General features: G+C 32.7%; 12 protein-coding genes and 1 pseudogene. 3 read left to right on the forward strand and 10 right to left on the reverse strand.

Annotated features, from left to right (window positions below; translation table 11 throughout):
* Positions 1–256: 256 nt before the first annotated feature.
* The gene (locus tag MHH66_RS14055; protein WP_078177185.1) at positions 257–511 is read left to right on the forward strand and encodes a DUF5065 family protein; all 255 of its coding nucleotides are present in this window, start codon (positions 257–259) and stop codon (positions 509–511) included.
* Between the two features lie 681 nt (positions 512–1,192).
* Here MHH66_RS14055 and MHH66_RS14060 read toward each other — a convergent pair.
* From MHH66_RS14060 to hblC, 6 genes are all read right to left on the reverse strand, one after another.
* Complete coding sequence (locus MHH66_RS14060) at positions 1,193–3,529, reverse strand: putative mucin/carbohydrate-binding domain-containing protein (protein WP_078185891.1); 2,337 nt, start codon at positions 3,527–3,529, stop codon at positions 1,193–1,195.
* Positions 3,530–3,633: 104 nt separating this feature from the next.
* Positions 3,634–6,000, reverse strand: coding sequence for a putative mucin/carbohydrate-binding domain-containing protein (locus MHH66_RS14065; protein ID WP_078185892.1), 2,367 nt, complete (start codon positions 5,998–6,000; stop codon positions 3,634–3,636).
* Positions 6,001–6,132: 132 nt separating this feature from the next.
* Positions 6,133–8,373: a M60 family metallopeptidase gene (locus tag MHH66_RS14070; RefSeq protein ID WP_078185893.1), complete on the reverse strand. Its 2,241-nt coding sequence runs from the start codon at positions 8,371–8,373 to the stop codon at positions 6,133–6,135.
* A 511-nt stretch (positions 8,374–8,884) separates the two neighbouring features.
* Positions 8,885–10,018 carry a hemolysin BL binding component B gene (gene hblA / locus MHH66_RS14075; RefSeq protein WP_078185900.1) on the reverse strand — a complete coding sequence of 378 codons (1,134 nt, stop codon included), beginning with the start codon at positions 10,016–10,018 and terminating at the stop codon, positions 8,885–8,887.
* Between the two features lie 31 nt (positions 10,019–10,049).
* Positions 10,050–11,279 carry a hemolysin BL lytic component L1 gene (hblD, locus tag MHH66_RS14080; RefSeq protein WP_165689485.1) on the reverse strand — a complete coding sequence of 410 codons (1,230 nt, stop codon included), beginning with the start codon at positions 11,277–11,279 and terminating at the stop codon, positions 10,050–10,052.
* Positions 11,280–11,341: 62 nt separating this feature from the next.
* Entirely contained in the window at positions 11,342–12,661 is a 1,320-nt protein-coding gene (gene hblC, locus MHH66_RS14085; protein WP_165689484.1) for a hemolysin BL lytic component L2, read from the reverse strand.
* Between the two features lie 607 nt (positions 12,662–13,268).
* On the opposite strand from hblC, the pseudogene MHH66_RS28610 reads away from it, so the two are divergent.
* Positions 13,269–13,355 (forward strand): annotated as a pseudogene (locus MHH66_RS28610) (undecaprenyl-diphosphatase); the annotation flags it as partial.
* A gap of 7 nt (positions 13,356–13,362) precedes the next feature.
* Here MHH66_RS28610 and bla read toward each other — a convergent pair.
* Positions 13,363–14,289, reverse strand: a complete 927-nt coding sequence (gene bla / locus MHH66_RS14090; RefSeq protein ID WP_407060711.1) for a class A beta-lactamase Bla1 — start codon at positions 14,287–14,289, stop codon at positions 13,363–13,365.
* Between the two features lie 282 nt (positions 14,290–14,571).
* Positions 14,572–16,707 carry a peptidoglycan D,D-transpeptidase FtsI family protein gene (locus tag MHH66_RS14095; protein ID WP_078185896.1) on the reverse strand — a complete coding sequence of 712 codons (2,136 nt, stop codon included), beginning with the start codon at positions 16,705–16,707 and terminating at the stop codon, positions 14,572–14,574.
* 410 nt (positions 16,708–17,117) lie between these two features.
* On the opposite strand from MHH66_RS14095, the gene MHH66_RS14100 reads away from it, so the two are divergent.
* Complete coding sequence (locus MHH66_RS14100; RefSeq protein WP_078185897.1) at positions 17,118–18,878, forward strand: peptidoglycan D,D-transpeptidase FtsI family protein; 1,761 nt, start codon at positions 17,118–17,120, stop codon at positions 18,876–18,878.
* Between the two features lie 11 nt (positions 18,879–18,889).
* Here MHH66_RS14100 and MHH66_RS14105 read toward each other — a convergent pair whose 3' ends face one another.
* Both MHH66_RS14105 and MHH66_RS14110 read right to left on the reverse strand, forming a co-directional pair.
* On the reverse strand, positions 18,890–19,717 hold the full coding sequence (locus MHH66_RS14105) for an SH3 domain-containing protein (protein WP_078185898.1): 828 nt from the start codon (positions 19,715–19,717) through the stop codon (positions 18,890–18,892).
* A complete protein-coding gene (locus MHH66_RS14110; protein WP_016095343.1) occupies positions 19,707–20,240 on the reverse strand; it encodes an RNA polymerase sigma factor in 534 nt (177 codons plus the stop codon). The genes MHH66_RS14105 and MHH66_RS14110 overlap by 11 nt, the downstream gene beginning before the upstream one ends.
* Positions 20,241–20,253 lie beyond the last annotated feature (13 nt).

Consider the following 20,253-nt stretch of genomic DNA (forward strand, 5'->3'; position numbering starts at 1 on the left):
TGCAAGTTTCTTTGGTATGGTTTGTCCATCCTCCTTTTCAGGAGATAGACAAAAACAATCTTATTCCAATAGCTATATTACCTATTCTTTTTTGAATCTTTGTTATAAATATCTATACATGCATTTGAGAACGTCTTTGTTGTTTTTCCAGTCCCTCAATAATGTGAGAATTGCTATTACCATATTTCCCGTAGCCTTTGATTTATAGGGAGCTGAAAATAGTACATACCAACCCGACTGGAATATTGAACACCTCATAACAGGTGATACTTTCTACTTAACTCAACGTTTTGGTAGAGCGCATTTTGGTGCCAAAATGAAGATTTTCAAGGTTCACCCTGACGGTACTTTACAACGCTTTATTACAATTGAACCAGAATTTATTACTACGCCTAAAGGGTTAGAAATTTGGAGAACACCAATTACAAATGTATATACTAAAGGGACATATATTGCAGTAATTAAGTATAACGGAGAATTTACCTACTCAAATCATTTTCAAATTAATTAACTTTTTCCTACTCAGTAGCTAGAATTGATTAATTAGGTAGCTATGAAGAATTAAGATCTTAACCAGCTTCAATTGGATTTTAACTTTTTTAATATAAACACATTTTACTTTTAATAGAAGTAAGTTAACTATTATATCCACCTACTCTTCGTATGCAATATTGCATACGAAGGGCCTTAAATATTTTGGTATACTATGCATGTGGATTTTTCATCCAAAATTCCACTCAAACGCATATTTATGTATATGCCGACCCTAATTGCTAAAAGTGAGAAGAATGTTATTCATTCTTCTCACTTTTTTTATTTAAAATGTGTGCTTGTACTTAGGTTTTTAGATATTTTACATTTTGAATCTTAATACTAATCCACGTATGTGAATTTCCTTATAAAAATAAACTCTAAAATAGAATTAATCTTCCAAATTCCACCTATGGAGTCAGTTGTTTTCTAAAAAACATTCCAGCGTTTTTATAAATTGATTTTAGAATAGTTAAATAATAATACCATATACAAGCTCTGCATAAATTATTCATTTTCTTTTATATAATACCTACCTTTTTACTTCTGATAAATCATTAAACATTGGATTATATTTCACTTTTATATAAATAAAAGCCAAATAGCCGTTCATAATGAACGACTATTTAGCATCTTACTAATAATTTGAATGTTCTTCATGTTAATCTATTTTGTGTAAACCTGTTGAAGTAACTTGATAGGTTCTTTTCTTACCTATATATTCTTGTTTATTATTCTCAAGGTTAATAAGTGTAGCCCGTGTCTTTTCCTTTACTGCTTCCCCTTCTATATGGGTAAACTCGATATAATCTCCCACTTTGACTGGCACAGTTTGTCTTTCAGCAGTTTGCTGTCTATTTCCCACTATTTCCTTATTGTACACAACACTACCGGATGAATTCTGTACTTTGATACTTGCATACGTATTATTAAAATAAGAATGTGGTACGCCTGCTTCTAAATTCACCTGCATTTTCTCTGTTACCCTATTATAATCTACTTTTGCAATTTCTCTATCACTATATCCTTTTAAAGACCAACCAAATTGATTTCCGTCTAAAACCGTTGCTTCTGGCATTTTTTCTACTTTCTTCAGACCTTCTTTTGTAACTTCGTATATGGCTTTTTTTCCAAAGCTCTCTTGTTTACTATTATCAACATTTGTGAGAGTAGCTCTATGCACACCTTCTAGATGTGTTAACTCAATATAATCTCCTACTTTGACTGGAACTTTTTGCGATTCAGCATTTTGTTGTTTGTTTCCATAAATGTCTTTATTGTATACTACTTTCCCTGATGCATTTTGTACTTTAATACTCGCGTATGTTTCATTAAAATAATGATGTGGTATGCCTGCCTTTAAATCAACTTGCACTTCTTCTGTCGATTTATTGAGATTGATTTTAGCAAACTCGAAATCGCTAATTCCTTTTAGCGACCATGCAAACTGCTTTCCTTCTAAAATATTAGAAGAGTTCGGTATATCTGGATTAAAACCTAAGTTATCTAATATAGATTTTAGATCAGGTAAAACACCTATTCTATCATTCCACGGATCTTGAGATTTTGTTCCTGTATTTGGATTACTTAAGATATTTCTTAATTCGGCTGGTGTATAAGGGGAACCTCGATGTTCTTTAGCAATACCTTGAATCGAAGTTGCTGCCCCAGCAATAATTGGTGAAGCACTTGATGTGCCACTAAATGTTGATGTATATAAATTTGTAGTATTTTGACTTGGATTTGCTGATGTTGTATCAACATTTTCTCCCCATCCATATACATCTAATCGACTTCCATAATTTGAAAACCATAAACGTTTATGTGGAACAGTTGATGATCCCGCCCCAACCATAATAGCACCTGAATCCTTAAAGTCTGGACTATTTCGATTTAAGATCTTTTTTCCATTACGATCTTTAAAATTATCTAAGTCGTTTGAACCATTTGCGCCAGCTTCTATAATAATAATCCCTTTATCTGTACCAACACGAATCGCATCAAAAATATCTGGATGTACTTCTACAGGTAAATATTTATCCCCATACCCATCATACGAAGCTTGTGCCTCTAATAAAAGAATATCCCCTGCTTGTAAATTATGTACAGCACTTAAAATAGCATCCGCTGTATTATAAATTCCATTATCCCTAATTTGGGATATTACTTTTACATTTGCTTTTGGTGCAATTCCAATATTTCCAATTTGATTATCTTCGGATGAAACAATTCCTAATACAGAAGTACCATGAGCTCTATGTTGGCTTATATTTTGTCCAGACATAAGCTTTATATTTTTATTGACTAAATCCTCATGGTTCAATAACCATCCATATTCCATATCCACAAAAGTTGTACCCTTCCCGTCACCACCTTTAATGCTCCAAGCATGCGAGGCATTAATTCCCTTTGGTGCCGCTTCAAGATATCCTTGATTTTTAAATCTAGGATCATCGTACGGATTAACAGATAAATCTGGTAACTGTATTTCAGGGGGTGTCAAAATTTGTTTTTCTTGTATATAAGCTTCTTCTACAAGAGGTGATGTTTCAAATTTTTTCAGTAATAATTCTATTTCAATGTTATTAGGAGCTTGTACAATATAATAATTTAATAAATTGTTAGCTGATTGATTAGCAAATGATTTAGAGTGTAATGATAACTTTTCAATCTCTATTGGATTTACAGATGAGAACAGGCGATTCAAAGTAAGTTCTGTATTTTCAGAAAATAACTTTTTTAAATTGTTATCATAATTTCCATTTTTTATTCGTTTCTCAATACCATCTTCATAAGGTAAATCAATTTCATTTTTAAACTTTACAATTAATTGTTCTTCCTGTGAATCTCTTTTATTAGAATCTGTTTCTTTGTATGTGACATTATAAGATTCAGCGTAAACTTTATTATGAATTCTATCATTTTGTAGTATTAGATCTGTTCCTACGAATGTTGTCATTGCAATTGATGAAATTAGAAACCCTTTGAATATGTTCATACTATACCCGCCAATCTATTTTCTCTTGAGCATTTTTAAATGCGCTTAATAGTTAAGATTTTTATATAATATATAAATCAATAATTTAAGTTTTGTAGTGAAATCTATGACTTTATTAATAATCCCATAGAGGTAACCTGATATATTCTTTTCTTTCCTATATATTCCTGTTTACTATTCTCAAGATTAGTAAGTGTGGCACGTGTCTTTTCCTTTTGTGCTTCTCCCTCTATATGAGTCAACTCAATATAATCTCCTACTTTGACTGGAACAGTTTGGCTTTCAGCAGCTTGTTGTCTATTTCCTACAATTTCTTTATTGTACAAAATATTGCCAGATGAGTTTTGAACTTTAATGCTGGCATACGTACTAGTAAAATAGGAATGGGGTACTCCCGCTTCTATTTTAATCTGCATTTTTTCTGTTGCTTTGTTATACTCTACTTTTGCGATTTCTCGATCATTATATCCCTTTAAAGACCAGGCAAATTGATTTCCATCTAAAACTGTTGTTTCTGGCATTTTCTCTACTTTCTTCAGGCCTTCTTTTGTAACTTGATACCTTGCTGTCTTTCCAATGGTTTCATTTTTGTTATTTTCAAGGTTAGTTAAAGTTGCTCGCGTTTTCTCCTTTGTTGCTTCTCCTTCTATATGGGTAAATTCAATGTAATCCCCTACCTTGACTGGCACAGTTTGGCTTTCAGCATTTTGTTGTTTATTTCCCACGATTTCCTTATTGTACAGAACATTTCCAGAAGAATTCTGGACCTTAATACTCGCATACGTACTAGCAAAGTAGGAATGTGGTACACCTGCTTCTAGTTTTATCTTCATCTCTTCTGCCGTTTTATCGTAATCTACTTTTGCAATTTCTCTATCACTATATCCTTTTAATGACCATCCAAATTGATTTCCATCTAAGATTGTTGCTTCTGGCATTTTTTCTACTTTCTTCAGACCTTCTTTTGTAACTTCGTATATGGCTTTTTTTCCAAAACTCTCTTGCTTACTATTATCGACATTTGTGAAAGTAGCTCTATGCACACCTTCTAAATGTGTTAACTCGATATAATCTCCTACTTTGACTGGTACCTTTTGTGATTCAGCATTTTGCTGTTTGTTTCCATAAATCTCTTTGTTATAGATCACTTTACCTGATGTATTCTGCACTTTAATACTTGCATATGTACTATCAAAGTAGTCATGTGGTACACCTGCTTTTAGATCAATTTGCATTTCTTCTGTTGATTTATTTAAATTTACTTTCGCAAATTCAAAATCGCCAATCCCTTTCAGCGACCATGCAAATCCTTTACCTTCAAAAATGTTTGGAGATTCATTTTTGATTTGTACCTTTTTCTCAACAGTTTGATCAAATAAATCCGTTAATACAATTTTTGCATAAGCATTTGTTGATAATGATATAGATTGACTGATTCCATTTTGATAAGATTTAATATCATCAATTACGTTAATAGGTTGGCCCGTCATATTTTCATTGTTATAAATTTCAATTTTCCCCTTAAATTGCGGTGTACTATTTTCTTTTAGTTTCCAAGATACATTTAATTTTTCATTTTCATAATATATAGATTGAATATCAAAATCTAGTTTTCCTATTTCAGGTTGAGTAGGTTGATTTAGCGTGAATATTTTTCCTGATCCAATGGTAGACTGCGTATTACCTCCTGCTTTGACCCATACATATTCTGAAGTGGCTCCTCCATCATATTGATAAGTATTATCATGCGTCCCTGAGATATTTTGATTATTCCAAGAACTCCATTGTTTATCTACTAACTTTCGGCTATAACCATTTTTCAGGCGCGCTTCTCGAACATTCTGTCCACTATCAGCCCAGTCTTCTTGAAACATTCCTAATCCATGATTAAATGCAACATTAGCAACAGGAAAATCCATAATTGCAATTTGATGCCATTTATTATTTGTTACATCTTTCAGCCATTGTCCAAATTTAGTATGACCATTTTCTTGCCATGAACGCATTGTCATTCTGTACCAATTGTAGTCTTTCCAACCATAAGTTGTTTGAACCTTCATTCCTGTTCCTTCTCCTCCAAAAGGTCCAGCTTGCGAATTCGGAGATAAGTATTCGGCCTTTATTGCTTCTTTAGAGGAAATTGGATCCCATAAAGCAAAATGTAAAGTACGTTTTCCATTTTCATCAAACCCACTTTGTTGTTGAAAACCAGCATATCCTCCAGCTTCACCACCTGCATTCCAGTTGTGTACAGCCCAGTACGTATAAGGTGGAGTCTGAACTGGTGACCAGTCTATACTAATAATATCTGAGGCAGGTATATTTTTGGGACTGACATAAACTGCTGGAGCAGCTGAATGTGTTGCAGCTTTAGTGTGCGAAATAGACGCTCCAAACATAGAAAATATGCTACATGCTGCGGTAATTATAATAACTTTATTAAACCTTTTCTTTGTTTTCTGACTAATCACTAATCTACTTCCTTTTCTTATTTTTATTTTTGAATACTAACTTAATAGAGAAATCTATCAAAATTCAAGCAACATCCAGTAATTCTTTAAAATACTGGATGTTGTTCTATCTTCACATCTGATTCTTACATATTACTTGATTGTAATTGGTTTCCATAACGATAAAGCAAATATCCAATTCGTGTCACCATTTCCTTGATGATTTTGAACAGCTTCATACACTTTCCCTTGATGTTCTACTTTGTCACCCTTTGTATACGCCTTCTTCGGATCCCATTTTTCATAAGATACATTTTGATCCTTTGTTTTTATCGGAAGAATGTTACTTTGAATTGATGTATTTCCAGCTGCATCTACAGCCTTCACTGCATATTTATATTCCTTATTAGCTGTTAAGTTTTGATCAGTAAACGTCGTTCCTTGTACCGTTTGAATCAATTGTCCATCGCGTAGTACCTGATATTCTTTTACACCTACATTATCTGTAGAAGGGTTCCATTTTAGCTCTACACTGTTAGAAGAAACGTTGCTTGCATATAATCCTTGTGGCTGTGTCGGAGCCTCTGTATCTGGTTTCGGATTAACAATTTGATTTACTGTTTTCAGGCCATCCTTTGTAACTTCGTATATGGCTTTTTTTCCAAAGCTCTCTTGTTTACTATTATCGACATTCATAAAAGTTGCTCTATGCACACCTTCTAGATGTGTTAACTCAATATAATCTCCTACTTTGACTGGAACTTTTTGCAGTTCAGCATTTTGTTGTTTGTTTCCATAAATGTCTTTCTTATATACTACTTTTCCTGATGCATTTTGTACTTTAATACTCGCATATGTTTCATTAAAATAATGATGCGGTATGCCTTCTTTTAAGTCGATTTGCATTTCTTCTGTCGACTTATTGAAATTGACTTTAGCAAACTCAAAATCACTAATTCCTTTTAATGACCATGCAAACTTGTTTCCTTCTAAAATATTATTTCCATTAGGCATATCTGGTTTAATTGGATTAGAATCCGTACCCTTCCAAATCTCTGCTGTTAAAATTGGATATCCTAATGCAGCCACTTTTTGGATGGTATCGTTATTTGGACGTAATCCCCACTTCTCAAAGAAAGGAATCAAATTTTGTTTGGCTACTTTTGATGCTGAAATCATAAATAATTGTTTTTTCGTTTCATCAGTTTGTGGAAGTTCACTTGAAGGCATGTCTCTATACAATTGATGTAATTTAGGATGGAAATCCTCTCCATATGCTAACTGTAGTTGCCAAAGCATAACAAGCTTAACAAAAACATCACTAATTTCGTCATAATTTTTATTCGTTTGTTCTAGATATTGAAACGCTTTTGGATAAATTCCACTTTTCTCTAAATTGGATGGTTGATTAAATGCTTTTTCTACAGAAAGGCTGTATATATTATTTTGTACTTCTGTCATATTATAAAAATTCCAGGGCCATTGTTGTCTCAAATGCCCTGCCTCATGCCATGGACCCCAGCCATCTTTTATAAATTTATTAATATCTAACACGTATTGGATTGCATCTCCTACATAAGCGGTTCGATAAGGATACGCATACATATAATAATCGGGCGAATGATTTTCTTCTACGTAATGAATATAATGTTTATCTGCTTGTTCCTTGGATAACCCAGCTACTTTGTCCTGAATTCGAGTAGCTTCATCCAACTTTTTTAAGAGTTGTACAGGATCTGTATTAGAACCCAACAAATATTTCTTAACACGTGCAGGGCTAGCCGTAATTAATACACGTTCTCCCTTTAACTCCACTGCATGTGCATTTGGATATTGGTCCAGCATGTTTATTAAATCTTGTTTCGTATGCTTTCCTAGTTCAAAGAAAGGAGTAGTCGTCCCACCTGTTGTGACTGTTGTTCGAATGGTACCACCTTGTTGTTTATTATAAAAATAAATCATTCCCCCATTTGGAGATTGGATTGTGTTTATACCCGGTTTTAATGTAAATGATTTTATTTTAGAATCTTCTCTCCAAGAAGCATCATACGAATACGTTCCAATGTATGCTTGAATATCTTGATTTCCTTCTACATTAATTGTTATTTGTTCATTTGGCTTTGCATATAAACCAGTTGGTTCATATGGACTAAATGCCATACTTTTTCTTTCCTGTTGTTTTAGTACCTCAACATCCCCTTTTCCTGGGACTGTATATGTTCTATTTTCTAATTTAACTGACTTTTCTTCTTGCAGTGATGTTGATAATTTTTTTTGTTGCTGCATTTCCTCTGCAAAGACATCTGATGAAGAAACCATTCCAGTCGTAAGCATAGTTACTGTAGCGGTAGCTGCAAGTATTTTTCTAGTTTTATATTTTGAGTTATTCCCCATATTATCTCCCTCATTTTCCCTTAGTACATTTAAGGATTATTATTTTACTTATTACGTTTTTACACCAAAAATTTTTTACGCTATTTATGTTGTATCTAATACTCTATTTTTTCTCATAATAGTCTCCTTTTCTTTATTTCTAATTGTTTATAAATGTTATTTGATGACACATAAAATAACAACTTTAGGATAAACTTATCAATAACAACCTATTATGTTTTGATTTAGTATTGTTAACTTCCATCTAATTGTATAAAAGTATTCAATTAGGAAAATAAGAATATAAAGCTCACTAATCATAGATCAGGTTTTATGGAAAAATTCATAAAAATCATTCACCTTAAAAATTCAAACTTGTATAACTACTTTCTACATATAGGATGGAATTATAAAAATATTTCAATAAAATAAAAGACAGAGGCCTGATGATACCTCCGTCTTTTCAATTTATAAAGAACAAAAAATCATTTTATAACTGTATAAATGCCCTTGCAACAAATACTGTATTCCGCTATTTTTTTGAAGAAACAAGATCCATTTTTAATGTTTTTATCCCTTCTTTTAATGTAAACGCATCCGCTCTCAATGTTTTCCAACTATCTTTCGCTGCATTCAAATTAGGTTTTAGGAATTTGAATTTATTTTGATCCGCTTTTTGGGATGCTTTATCAATATGACTAAGCACTCCCGAATATTGAGAATCTAAATCATGCCATTGTGCAGACATATAGGTAAGTGCATTAATAGCCGATCCAATCGCATTGTGCATTTCATTAATATTATTATACGCAACACCAACTACACGATTTAATGTTACTTTATAATCTATAGTCTGACGTAATTGTGCTAACAACGGCTCTAACGTACCTAAATTATTTCTTGCTACCCCTATCATTACACCACCAGCAATCCACGTAGGAATTGAGGGAATTGATACAGTTATTATTCCATCTGATTCTACTTGTTTAAAATGTCTTACTTGCTCTAAAACTTCATTTAGGCGCTTTTCATCTTCATCAATTCCAGATGCTTGGTTTTTCAGAATCGAATGCAAAATATCTTTATGACCTCCAAATGCCCGGACATCTTCTCCAATACTATCTCTTAGCTTAGCTAGTTCTTGTATTAAATTCTGTGTATATGCTTGATTTTGTTTAATCTCACCTTGTAAATCTGTCATGCCTTCTTTTAATGTGTCTGCATCCCCTTCATTAATCGCTTCTACTAATGTGTCATAATAATTGTCGAATTTAGTATCATACTCTACAATCCCCGTCAGTGTATCTAAAAGTTGTTTTTTTATGTGTGAATCCCATTTCGTAGCATGCTCTCTTGCATTCTTTTGATCTTGTAGAATTTGACTAGGTAGATTTGTATATCCTTTAATGTCAATGCCTTCAAAGTTAACATCTGGGTTTTTAATTAACAAATAAGAGTAATCATTCATGGATTTTGCAAATACCCCAGCATCTTGCAAAGCTTTTTTCATCTTTTCGCTGTTTACAGAAAGAGATATATCTTCGGTACTAGTTTGTTCCATTTTACTTTCACTTGCGAAGGCTGCCACTGGAGAAACTACAGTAGTTGTTGTCAGAGTTAAAAACGTCGATACAGCAAGTAGTTTATAAGGAAAGTTTTTATTTATTTTAATTCCTCCTATACATATATATTGATTTTTAATTTGTTTTTTCTTGTTTAAAAGCAATGTCTTTTGAAATGAATTCTGCATCCTTATGAATATCATTCCAACTTTGTTTTGCAGCCTTTAAATCATCAGGTATTAAAGAAAGTTTATGTTCTTGCATTTGGTCGATATTATCATATAGATCTTTATAATTCGCTCCCATCGTATTCCATTGTTGCTGAATACTTGTTAGAGACATAATTGCTTGATCAACTGTTTGATACAAATATGTTAAAGTGTCTTTTGTATTAGTAAGTGAAATAACTGCTTGGTTAGCTAAATCAGCTTTCATACTTAATTCTCCAATTTTATTCGAAATTTCATTATAGGAGTTCATATGATTAGATGCCTCAACACCAGCTGCTGTTCCTAAACCGATACCAGCTGCCCCTAGAGCTGTTAGACCACCAACAACAGCTGGTGTCGCTGTGCCACCGGTCACAACAATTACTACCGCTCCTGCAATCGTTCCAATAACTAAAATAGCTGCTCCTAATCCACCACCAATTGACCAGGCTAATACATTATCAAAATGTGCTTTCTGCGTAGAACGTAAATTCTCAATTTCGGCCTGAAGTTGTGGGACTAGTGCTTGTTTTCCCGCTAATATAGCCGTTAATCCCCCTTGTCCATCTGGACCTCCAACATTATTTTTAAAATCTACAGTATTTGTATACAACTTTGTTTTGAAAGCTTCTAACATCTTAATAACTTCCGTAACTTCATTTGAATTTGTATGAATTGTACCGACTAAATCCCCTATTCCTTCTTTGAGGCCCGCCTTATCTTTCTTTTTTACAGTATCTACTAGTGTGTCGTAATAATTTTGAAATTGTTCATCATAATTTACAATATTACGTGCTGTCTTTTGAATGTTTGGCTTCGCTGTATCTAGCCAGTAATTTGCATTGATTCGTGACAGTTCCTGATTCAGGTGAATGTTTTTGATTAATTCTCCCCCTCCTGAACCTAAATCAATGTTGGATAAATTTACATTCGGTTGCTTAATCATTGTTTTTGCGTACAAATCCATTACAAGAATATGGGAGCCTGTTTCAGCCAACACTTTCTTTAACCCTTCAGGTCCTAACGCATAATTTTCTATTTTCTGTTCTTGTGCTGTCTGTTCTTGTGCAAGTGCGTGAATAGTACTACCATTCGTAGCAGTTATAACCGTTGCTAAAGCGGCCAAAGTTATGACCTTAAATGGAAATTTCATTATTTGATTCTCCTCCTTATTTTCAATTGAGTTATTATCTTTTTATTAAACCTAAATTCTTAATATTAAAATTTATAAACTTGCTCTTCGAGTTGATTTGTTACATTTTTTAGTCGTCTTAATGTATCTTTTTGAGACTGAGTGTTACTAGTATCAACTTCAGTCAATAATTTTGTAATACTATTATTTATTAGATTCAAATCCTCTTTATAACGTTTCATTAGCTCAATTTCTCCATCTACTTGATTAGCAAATGTATGCAAATCATTTTGCATGAAAAGAATCATTGATTTTTGTAAATTTGCTACTGTTAATTTAGTTGTTAAGTCATATAATTTCTGATTTTGTTTCTCTAAATCATTTAAATATACTCTTTGCTCTGCTGTTAGTTTATTAATTTCGGCAAAGGTACTATATGTTTTTTTAATTTTTTCAGGATCAATCACTTTCATAAGATCATACTCTTTCGTTTTTGTAACTGCAGCTGCAGCAATTTCACCTTTTTTACTTTTCTCTATCGTTTCACGTGCTTCTTTTTTGGCAACTTCAATTTCTATAGCTGATTTTCCCTTTTCTGTTGCTTCTTGCTCTGCTTTCTTCTCTGCTTCTACAATAGCATTGTTTATTTCTTTTCCTTTGTTATACGCTACTACCGCTGTTTGAGCAGCCGGTTCAATGATATCTTTTGATAGACTATAAATTTCTTGGAATACCTTTAGCCCTTGTTCATTTAAAGCTCCTGGTAATAATGCTATTTGCTGTAAATCATTTTGAATTAACTTTTTTGTATTTAGCATTTCATTTTTTAACTTGTCTATTTTTCCTGTTCCCTCTGAACTAAGTACACTCTGTGCTTTTACCACATCCGTATCAAGATTTTTCAACTTCTTATCTACCTGTAGTTTAAGATCTGTTAACTCATTAATCTGACGTTGCACGTTTTCTTGGTTTGTTATAGTCATATCTTGAAGAACTTCCAGTCTATCTAAAAACCCTTCTTTATCTTCCTTATTATCTACAAATCCTTTTAATGTTGGATAATAGCTATTAAAATTCGTTGCAAATCCTTTACTTTTTGAATTTAGTAGAATTAATTTTGGATATAGTTCTGATGACCACTCTTTCATATCTTGTTTAATTAGAAATTGAGTTGTATTTAAAGATGGAACTTCTTCAAGTTGCACATTCGGACTTACTAAGGCTCCATCTATAAAGGTTTGTGTTAATTTGGAGTGTGCACCTATTTTTCGTAATGCTGAGGAAATATCTATATTATCTTGTTTCGTTTCTGCCTGAACGATTGGCATTGCGAGAGTATTGATAGGAATAGTCGCTCCAGTAACGATTGATGTTATTAAAAATCCTGTCATAATTTTATTCTTCATTCCGTACACCTCTTCACTATTGTTTTTTACAGTTTTAATCGTAAATTTTGTACAACCTAACGTTAGGATTTCATCACACACACTTGAGGATAGAAATTTTTTTGATAGAGTAATCGTATCTCGTTTTTTATTTATTTTTGATAGAATATAAGGACCTTACTTCCCCCTCATTTTAAACACTATGTTTTTCATAAGTAAACCTGAAAATCACATTGATTAAATTTAATTTTTCAGATATTTATTATTCGAATTTAAAAATATTATATTTAAAAAAGTTAAATACAAATTTCATTTCATAAAGTGAAATAATTATACTATGATAATTAAACATAAAAATTCTTTGATTCCCTTAAATCTATATGAATCCCTTACTTAAAAATGATTTCAATATAATTTAATAGTGATTAACACATATGTGTCTTTTATATGGATATGTAAAATTACATATCCATATAGGAGTATCTAGCTTAACTACTCCAAAATATTATTATCGTATACATAATAATCATATTGCTACGAACACCACAGGAGAAAATTTCCCTCATGCACTTTAGGGGATAAATTGTCCATGAAATAATAATTTTCGCTTATATACTTACTACTCATTATAGGAATACAAAAAAGCGATTCTTTTCACAGTAAAAAGAATCGCTTTCTAGGTTCCTATTTTCAATTACATTACAAAAAGAATTGAGAAATTATCATTTAAGAGCCTTAACTATAACTTCAGCTGCATCTGCAATTAGTTGATTATCATAGGTAGCCTCTTTCTCATCTTTACTAGATAAAATTGCGATGATAATGGGTGCTCTATTAGGCGGCCAAACGATAGCAATATCATTTCGTGTCCCATAACTTCCAGCTCCTGATTTATCTCCAACTACCCAGTCAGTTGGTACGCCTGCACGAATAAGTTTGTCTCCTGTAGCATTTCCTTTCATCCACTCTGTAAGAATTTTACGTTTATCAGCTGGAAGTGCATTTCCGACCGTAAAAGCCTTAAGATTGGTAGCAATGGCTTTCGCTGTACTAGTGTCACGAATGTCTCCTGGAGTAGCTTCGTTTAACTCTGGCTCAAAGCGATCAGCCATAGTAACCCGATCACCCATCTGTCTAAGTGCTTTTTCATATCCTTTAGGTCCGCCTATTTTATTAAATAAAATGTTCCCGGCGGTATTATCACTGGAACGAACAGCCGCCTCTGCAATTTCCCCAAGTTTCATGCCTGTATCTACATGTTTCTCTGTAACGGGTGAATATTCCACCAAGTCGTCTTTCGTATAAGTGATAACTTCATTTAATTTCTCAGTTGAGTTTTGCTGTAGCAATACTCCTGCCGCTAATGCCTTGTAGGTTGATGCAAAGGCAAATCTTTCGTTAGGTCGATAAGTAATTGTTCGATTTGTACCAGTATCAATAGCATACACACCTAATCGAGCATCAAATTTTTTCTCAAGTTGAGAGAATTCTTTATACGTCGCATGATTTTTATGTTTAACTGGTCCGGTCTTTTCTTTCGCTTCAACTTGCAATGCCCCTCCTGTAAAAGCTTCTAGGCTTGTAAGACTTAAACCTAATATACCAACACATAAACCTATTTTTAACATCCTCTTGTTTTTCAAAATCATCATTCCTTTCAAATTTTCAATACTGAAAACAAGTAGTAAATTCAATACACTGTATCCTATTTGAAAACCTGTTTTTATACGTACACATAATAGACCATCTAAGAAACAAGTTTGTTCCATAAATTTAAAACCTTTTTAACTAGTAGCCAAGATATTAACAAAAGTAAGAGATAGCAACTATGATAGCCGCTATCTCTTATTTCAAATCTTCCTTTTTCTTTAACTTATAAAGGCTTTTATATAAACAGGGTCTCTTCCCCTGAGAAAAGTGCACAAATTTTACTAATTTTGATTCGAACTATCTGTACTAGCAGCTTCACCATGTATACGTTGCTTTTTTAAATCAAAGTATACATCTAAAATTTCCTTTCCAATTATAGAATTAATTCCATTTTTATCATCATGAAGCCATGGGACTACTACAGAAAATGCTACTTCTGGATTATCATATGGAGCATATCCAACTAATGTTAAGTTGTAACATTCCATACGTTCTCCTTTTGCATTTCTACCAATTGGATCATCTCCACCATATACAGTTTGAGCTGTCCCTGTCTTTCCTGCTGGTTTATATGGCGCATTTTTGAAATACTTCACGCCAGTTCCATCACCTTCTTGGAATACCCATCTAAAACCTTCTTTTATCCGATCAATATGTTCATTCTTCATATCAACTCGATTTAATACGACAGGCTCTATAGAGCGTATAACTTTACCGACCTCTTCTTCTTTTATTGATTGCTCTCGTATTTCTTGTACAATTTGGGGTTGCATTCTATTTCCACCATTTGCAATAGTTGAAATATATTGTGCCAATTGCAATGGCGTATACGTATCATACTGACCGATAGAAAAATCTAGTAAAAACCCAGGTTGACTATCTACTTTTCTCGTTTGCCCAATTATTTCATTCGGTAAATCAATACCTGTTGGTACCCCTAAACCAAATTGTTTAAAATAATAACGCATTTTATCAAATGCTTCTTGTTTAATATCCAATGAACCATTCGGTACGTAATTAACTCCCGCAATTTTTAAAGCTGTCTGGAACATGTATACATTCGAAGATACTTGTAAAGCTCGTAAATCATTAATATTACCAAATCCGGATACATTCCATGATTTCTTGGCTTGTGTACCTTTAAATTTCATCGGTGCATCATAAAATTGATCTCCTGGCTGTATTGCCCCTGTCTCATATCCAGTTAATAACGTTGCGCCTTTTACAGCTGATCCTAGCTCATACGAAGTTGTCATGTTACCTAATGCCAAATCCTCAATCTCTATTTTCCCTTCTTTTTCTACAATCTTTTTGCCTGCCATAGATAAAATCTGTCCGTTATTTGGATTTGTCATGACGACAAACGCTCGGTCCAACAATGGCTCTGAACTCTTAAAAGCTCTCAAATTTTTCTCTATACTTTCTTCCACTTTCTTTTGTAATTCCATATCAATCGTTAATGTTAAACTACTACCACTTTTTCCTTTAGAGATTATTTCTGTGTTTATAATGTTTCCTGATTTATCAGTAATGCTTTTCACTTCTTCTTTTGTGCCGTGTAATACATCTTCATATCGTTGTTCAATATAACTTTTTCCTACACGATCATTACGGTTATATCCACGTACCAAATAAGAATCTAAGTTTTCTTTCGGTAATCCTTCTTCACTACTTGTAATATTACCTAACACGGAACGAAATAAATTACCATTTACATAATTACGTTCCCAATCAACTGTTGTATCTACTCCTGGAAACTCCGCAAGTTTTTCACTTATCCGCGCATATTCTTGATCTGTCACATCTTTTTTTATAATTTGTGGTGTCAGTTGATAACCTGAACTCATTTTACTTTTAATAGATAACACCTTTAAATCTTGTGCTGTTAATTCTGCCAATTCTACTTCTGTAACGCGACTTCGTCTTAAGTCTTGAATTTTTTTGTCTAGTTCTTTTCCCTCTATTCCCTTTTCTTTAAACTTTCCTATGTCGTTTTTAGTAATCTTTGATTCCGCACGTTTCGTATTCAATTGCATCCAGAAATCTTTTTTATCGATATCGGTTAATTTATTTATATCTTGCTCAGGCATTTCAAGTACCTTCGCCAAGTCTTTTGCTGTTTTTAAAATATCTTCACTCGTAATCCCCTTTACCCTTGTATACGTAATTGTGCGAAGAGATTTATTATTAACGACCGTTTTCCCTTCTCGATCTAGAATCTGTCCACGTGGAACTGGTATACTAGTTGTTTCATTTTGACTGTTTTCCACTTGGTTCTTATAAGCCTCTCCCTCAACGATTTGTACTTTTCCTAGCTGCATAATAATAGCTGAGAATAGTACAAATATGCAAAGGAACATTATATTCAATCGAATAGATATATATGTCTTCTGTTTCTTTACTTTTTGTTCTTTCATAAATCCTCCATATAATGCTTCAGGAAATCCTCACTAATACTTAGTAAATAAATATACTAAAAGCGTTCCCTATATATTAGAAACCACTATTCAGTTATAATAGTGTCTTATCTTTTTTGTTAAATCCTTGTAAGCATCCATTCCTTTTGGTTTAGCCGCGTAATTGATAAATCTCCCTTCCTGTTTTTTTCTCTATTTTTTTGTCGCCTGCATTAGAAATGCTAAACTGTATAATGACTCATATTAAACTTACACATAGACTTACTATTAACATGTACTTTTTTTCATACTGATTGTTCCTTTCTTCATGCTGTAATACTTAATAGACAACCTAAGTAATAAAGTTGTTCCACATTTACAAAAAAAAAAATTAACTATAAGATGGAATAGGCTACATAAGGGAGGGTTATATGTTACATACGAAAAGATGGAGATTTTTTGCGGTTCTTTCTATTGTAGGTTTGATTTTACTAATTTTATTAAAAATCAACTTCATTTCAATTACTATCGCAACTTCTTCAGCTGAAAGAGGAAAAATTTTTGATCAAAATGGTGTAATACTAGCTACAAATAAGAAAGTTAAGTCTCTATATTGCACTTCTAATGATGAAAAGCTATCGAATCAAGATACATCAAACACATTAGCTTTTTTCAATCAATTTTCAAACGAGTTTCAACATGACATTTCTGCAGAGGACATAAAATTACAATTACAACAATCTTGTAAAAAGCAGACTATGAATGATATACCGTTTTACTCTGACATAAATGAGAGTGAACTTACATTCATAAACAAGAACAAACCCAATAATGTAATAATCAAAGATGAATTGATTCGATATTATCCTAAACACGAAATTGGTTCACAGCTAATTGGGTATGTAGAAAATGACCTTAATTCTAAGTATGGACCTGTTGGAAAAAGTGGGATTGAGCTTCAATATGAAAATGATTTAAAAGGAAAACCCGGAAAAACTCTGATTTTTAAAATGAATAATAAAAAGTTCTTATGGAACATTCAAAAAGTACAAAAAGGAAAAGATGTCCGGCTAGCTTTAGACTCTAAATTGCAGCAAAAAACAGAGGAAGCATTAAGATCTCAAATTAAGAAAATACCTGATGCTAATGCTGGTTATGCTGTAGTGACAGATGTAAAAACTGGTGCAATTTTAACTATGGCCAACTCAGCAGTTTTTGATCCAAATACATTACATACACATGTATCATCTAAAAAAGAAAACATCAAATCATTGTCGCAAAATAAAGCAATTCAAAAATTAAATTATGGTGAATCTTATGTAAATATGGCCTCTACTATAAAGCCTCTTACTATTTTAATTGGATTAAACGAAAAGCTTTTTCAACCTGAAGATACTTATTTAGATAAAGGTACTTTTCAGTATGATAATCAAAATAACATTGCTAATGCACCTGGAACACCAACAGGTGAGATTACGCCGAGTCAGGCTATCATTAATTCATCTAACACATTTATGACAGCAAAAGTAGCTCTACCCTTATTCAACCAAAATAATGGGAATATAGAAAAAGTGGCAAATATATGGACAGGTTATTTAATGCAATTCGGCCTTCGCTCTAAAACTGGAATTGATTTACCCTTTGAAGAAGACGGAGAATATGAATTTCATCCTTCTAGTAAGTTTGAAAATGGAATCTCTGCTTTATTAAATGCCTCTTGGGGAGGAAATGAAGTGCACACTCCTCTTCAACTCGCTCAATATGCAGCAACTTTGGCGAGTAAAGGTGATAGATATAAACCTCAAATCGTAAGTGCAATTATTAGTCAGGACGGTAAGGAAACAAAAAAGTTTAAACCAATTTTAGAAAGTTCAAATCGTTATCCTATGAAGTTTTGGAGTGTCGTGCAAGGCGGAATGAGTCAAAATATAGAGGAGATTAAAAACTTACCCTTTCATGTCGCAGGTAAAACGGGTATTACAGGTTTTCCGAATGAGCAAGAAAGAATGATAAATCATTCTCTATTCATTGCATATGCTCCTACCGAAGATCCACAAATTGCTATTTCTGTCGTTATTCCTGGTAGTAATTCAGAAAAAAATATTGCTGCTCTCGTTACATCAGAAATTTTAGAGTCCTGGCATACACTTCAAAAAGAAAATAATAACAAAGAGGAAGGTTCATTAAAGTGAACCTTCCTCTTTTACCATATAGAATCTATATTTATTATTTTCCACATACCTTCATGATCCTTTTCGAACACGAATGAATATTTAATATCAGTTAAAATATACTCTTTTTGTACATACCCAGTATTACCGTTAAATGTCGATATTTTTATATATCCATCATTCTGCACTTTTTCTGGAATCCAAGCTTTTACCATTTCATTCGATACTTCATATAAAACTTGTGATTCTCGTTTTGGTTCAGCTAAAATTTTCGTTTTATTTCCAGTAACAGTTACATATATAAAATGTTCTCGCTTTGATTGGTTACTTTCTGTCATTCCACTTGGTACTTTATACACTTTCTTTGTATCATTTGCAAATTCTCCCCCCATTGTAAGAGCGACTTGCAACTCATGAAACAAATCTTCATCAAATTTTAATTCATCCTTCTTATAACTCTTCCCTTTAAATAGAACTTCATCATTTAACGCTCTATACAAGTCATTTTCATTTTTTGAAATTGTACTTCGAGATAAATCATTCATAAACTGTTTTAATGATGGCTCTTGAGCAGACTCATCTTTTATTTTCGACTTAATTTGAGTACTACTTTGTACCGGTGATTTATTATCATCAAGCCCAGGTTGTTGAACAATAAAAAATAACATTGTACAAACCAAAACAACTACAATAGGCAATGCTTTTTTACGAGGTGGTCTCTTATATGTTACAGAATCTACTTCACTATTTTGATATACCGATTGCTTTATTTTATTAATAAATTCTTCTTCATCTTTACGACGCTCCATTGGTCCGTTTTTTAATTTGCTATACCAGTCAGGATTTTTTTTACTGTTCATCACTTCTACCCTCCCCTATTAGTTTTGAAACCTTACTTCTCGCTCGGCTTAATCTAGATTTGACTGTTCCAATTGATACATCTAATGTTTCAGCCATTTCTTCATATGACAATTCATATTTCGCGTCCAATATTAGTATTTCCCGGTGTTTTTTAGGTAGTTTTAATACAACATCCCATACATCATTCATTTCCTCTTGCTTAAAAAATTCTTGTTCTGCCGATGGAGATTGCTTATCGTCACTAAAAAATCCCACTAAAGATATCCTTTTAAAATAAGAGGATTTCAAATAGTTTATTGCCGTATTTCTTGTAATTTTTAATATCCACGTTTTAATAGATGACTCCTTTCGAAACGAATGCCAATGTTTAAAAACCTTTATAAATACATCTTGCGTGATGTCATCTGATAAGTGCGGATCTTTCGTAATAATAAATGAATAATTCCATACATCTTGCCAATAGTCTTTAATAACATAGTCAAGCTCATCATGATTACATTTTTCAATAAACTTCTGTTCCATTTCCACACCTCAA

Source organism: Bacillus sp. FSL H8-0492 (assembly GCF_038006145.1).
In the GTDB taxonomy this organism is placed as follows: Bacteria; Bacillota; Bacilli; order Bacillales; family Bacillaceae_G; genus Bacillus_A; species Bacillus_A mycoides.

Coding starts and splice junctions, on each gene's coding strand:
- MHH66_RS14060 (WP_078185891.1), bottom strand. CDS start 3,529: ATGAACATATTCAAAGGGTTTCTAATTTCATCAATTGCAATGACAACA.
- MHH66_RS14070 (WP_078185893.1), bottom strand. CDS start 8,373: ATGGGGAATAACTCAAAATATAAAACTAGAAAAATACTTGCAGCTACC.
- hblC (WP_165689484.1), bottom strand. CDS start 12,661: ATGAAGAATAAAATTATGACAGGATTTTTAATAACATCAATCGTTACT.
- bla (WP_407060711.1), bottom strand. CDS start 14,289: ATGATTTTGAAAAACAAGAGGATGTTAAAAATAGGTTTATGTGTTGGT.
- MHH66_RS14095 (WP_078185896.1), bottom strand. CDS start 16,707: ATGAAAGAACAAAAAGTAAAGAAACAGAAGACATATATATCTATTCGA.
- MHH66_RS14100 (WP_078185897.1), top strand. CDS start 17,118: ATGTTACATACGAAAAGATGGAGATTTTTTGCGGTTCTTTCTATTGTA.
- MHH66_RS14105 (WP_078185898.1), bottom strand. CDS start 19,717: ATGAACAGTAAAAAAAATCCTGACTGGTATAGCAAATTAAAAAACGGA.
- MHH66_RS14110 (WP_016095343.1), bottom strand. CDS start 20,240: ATGGAACAGAAGTTTATTGAAAAATGTAATCATGATGAGCTTGACTAT.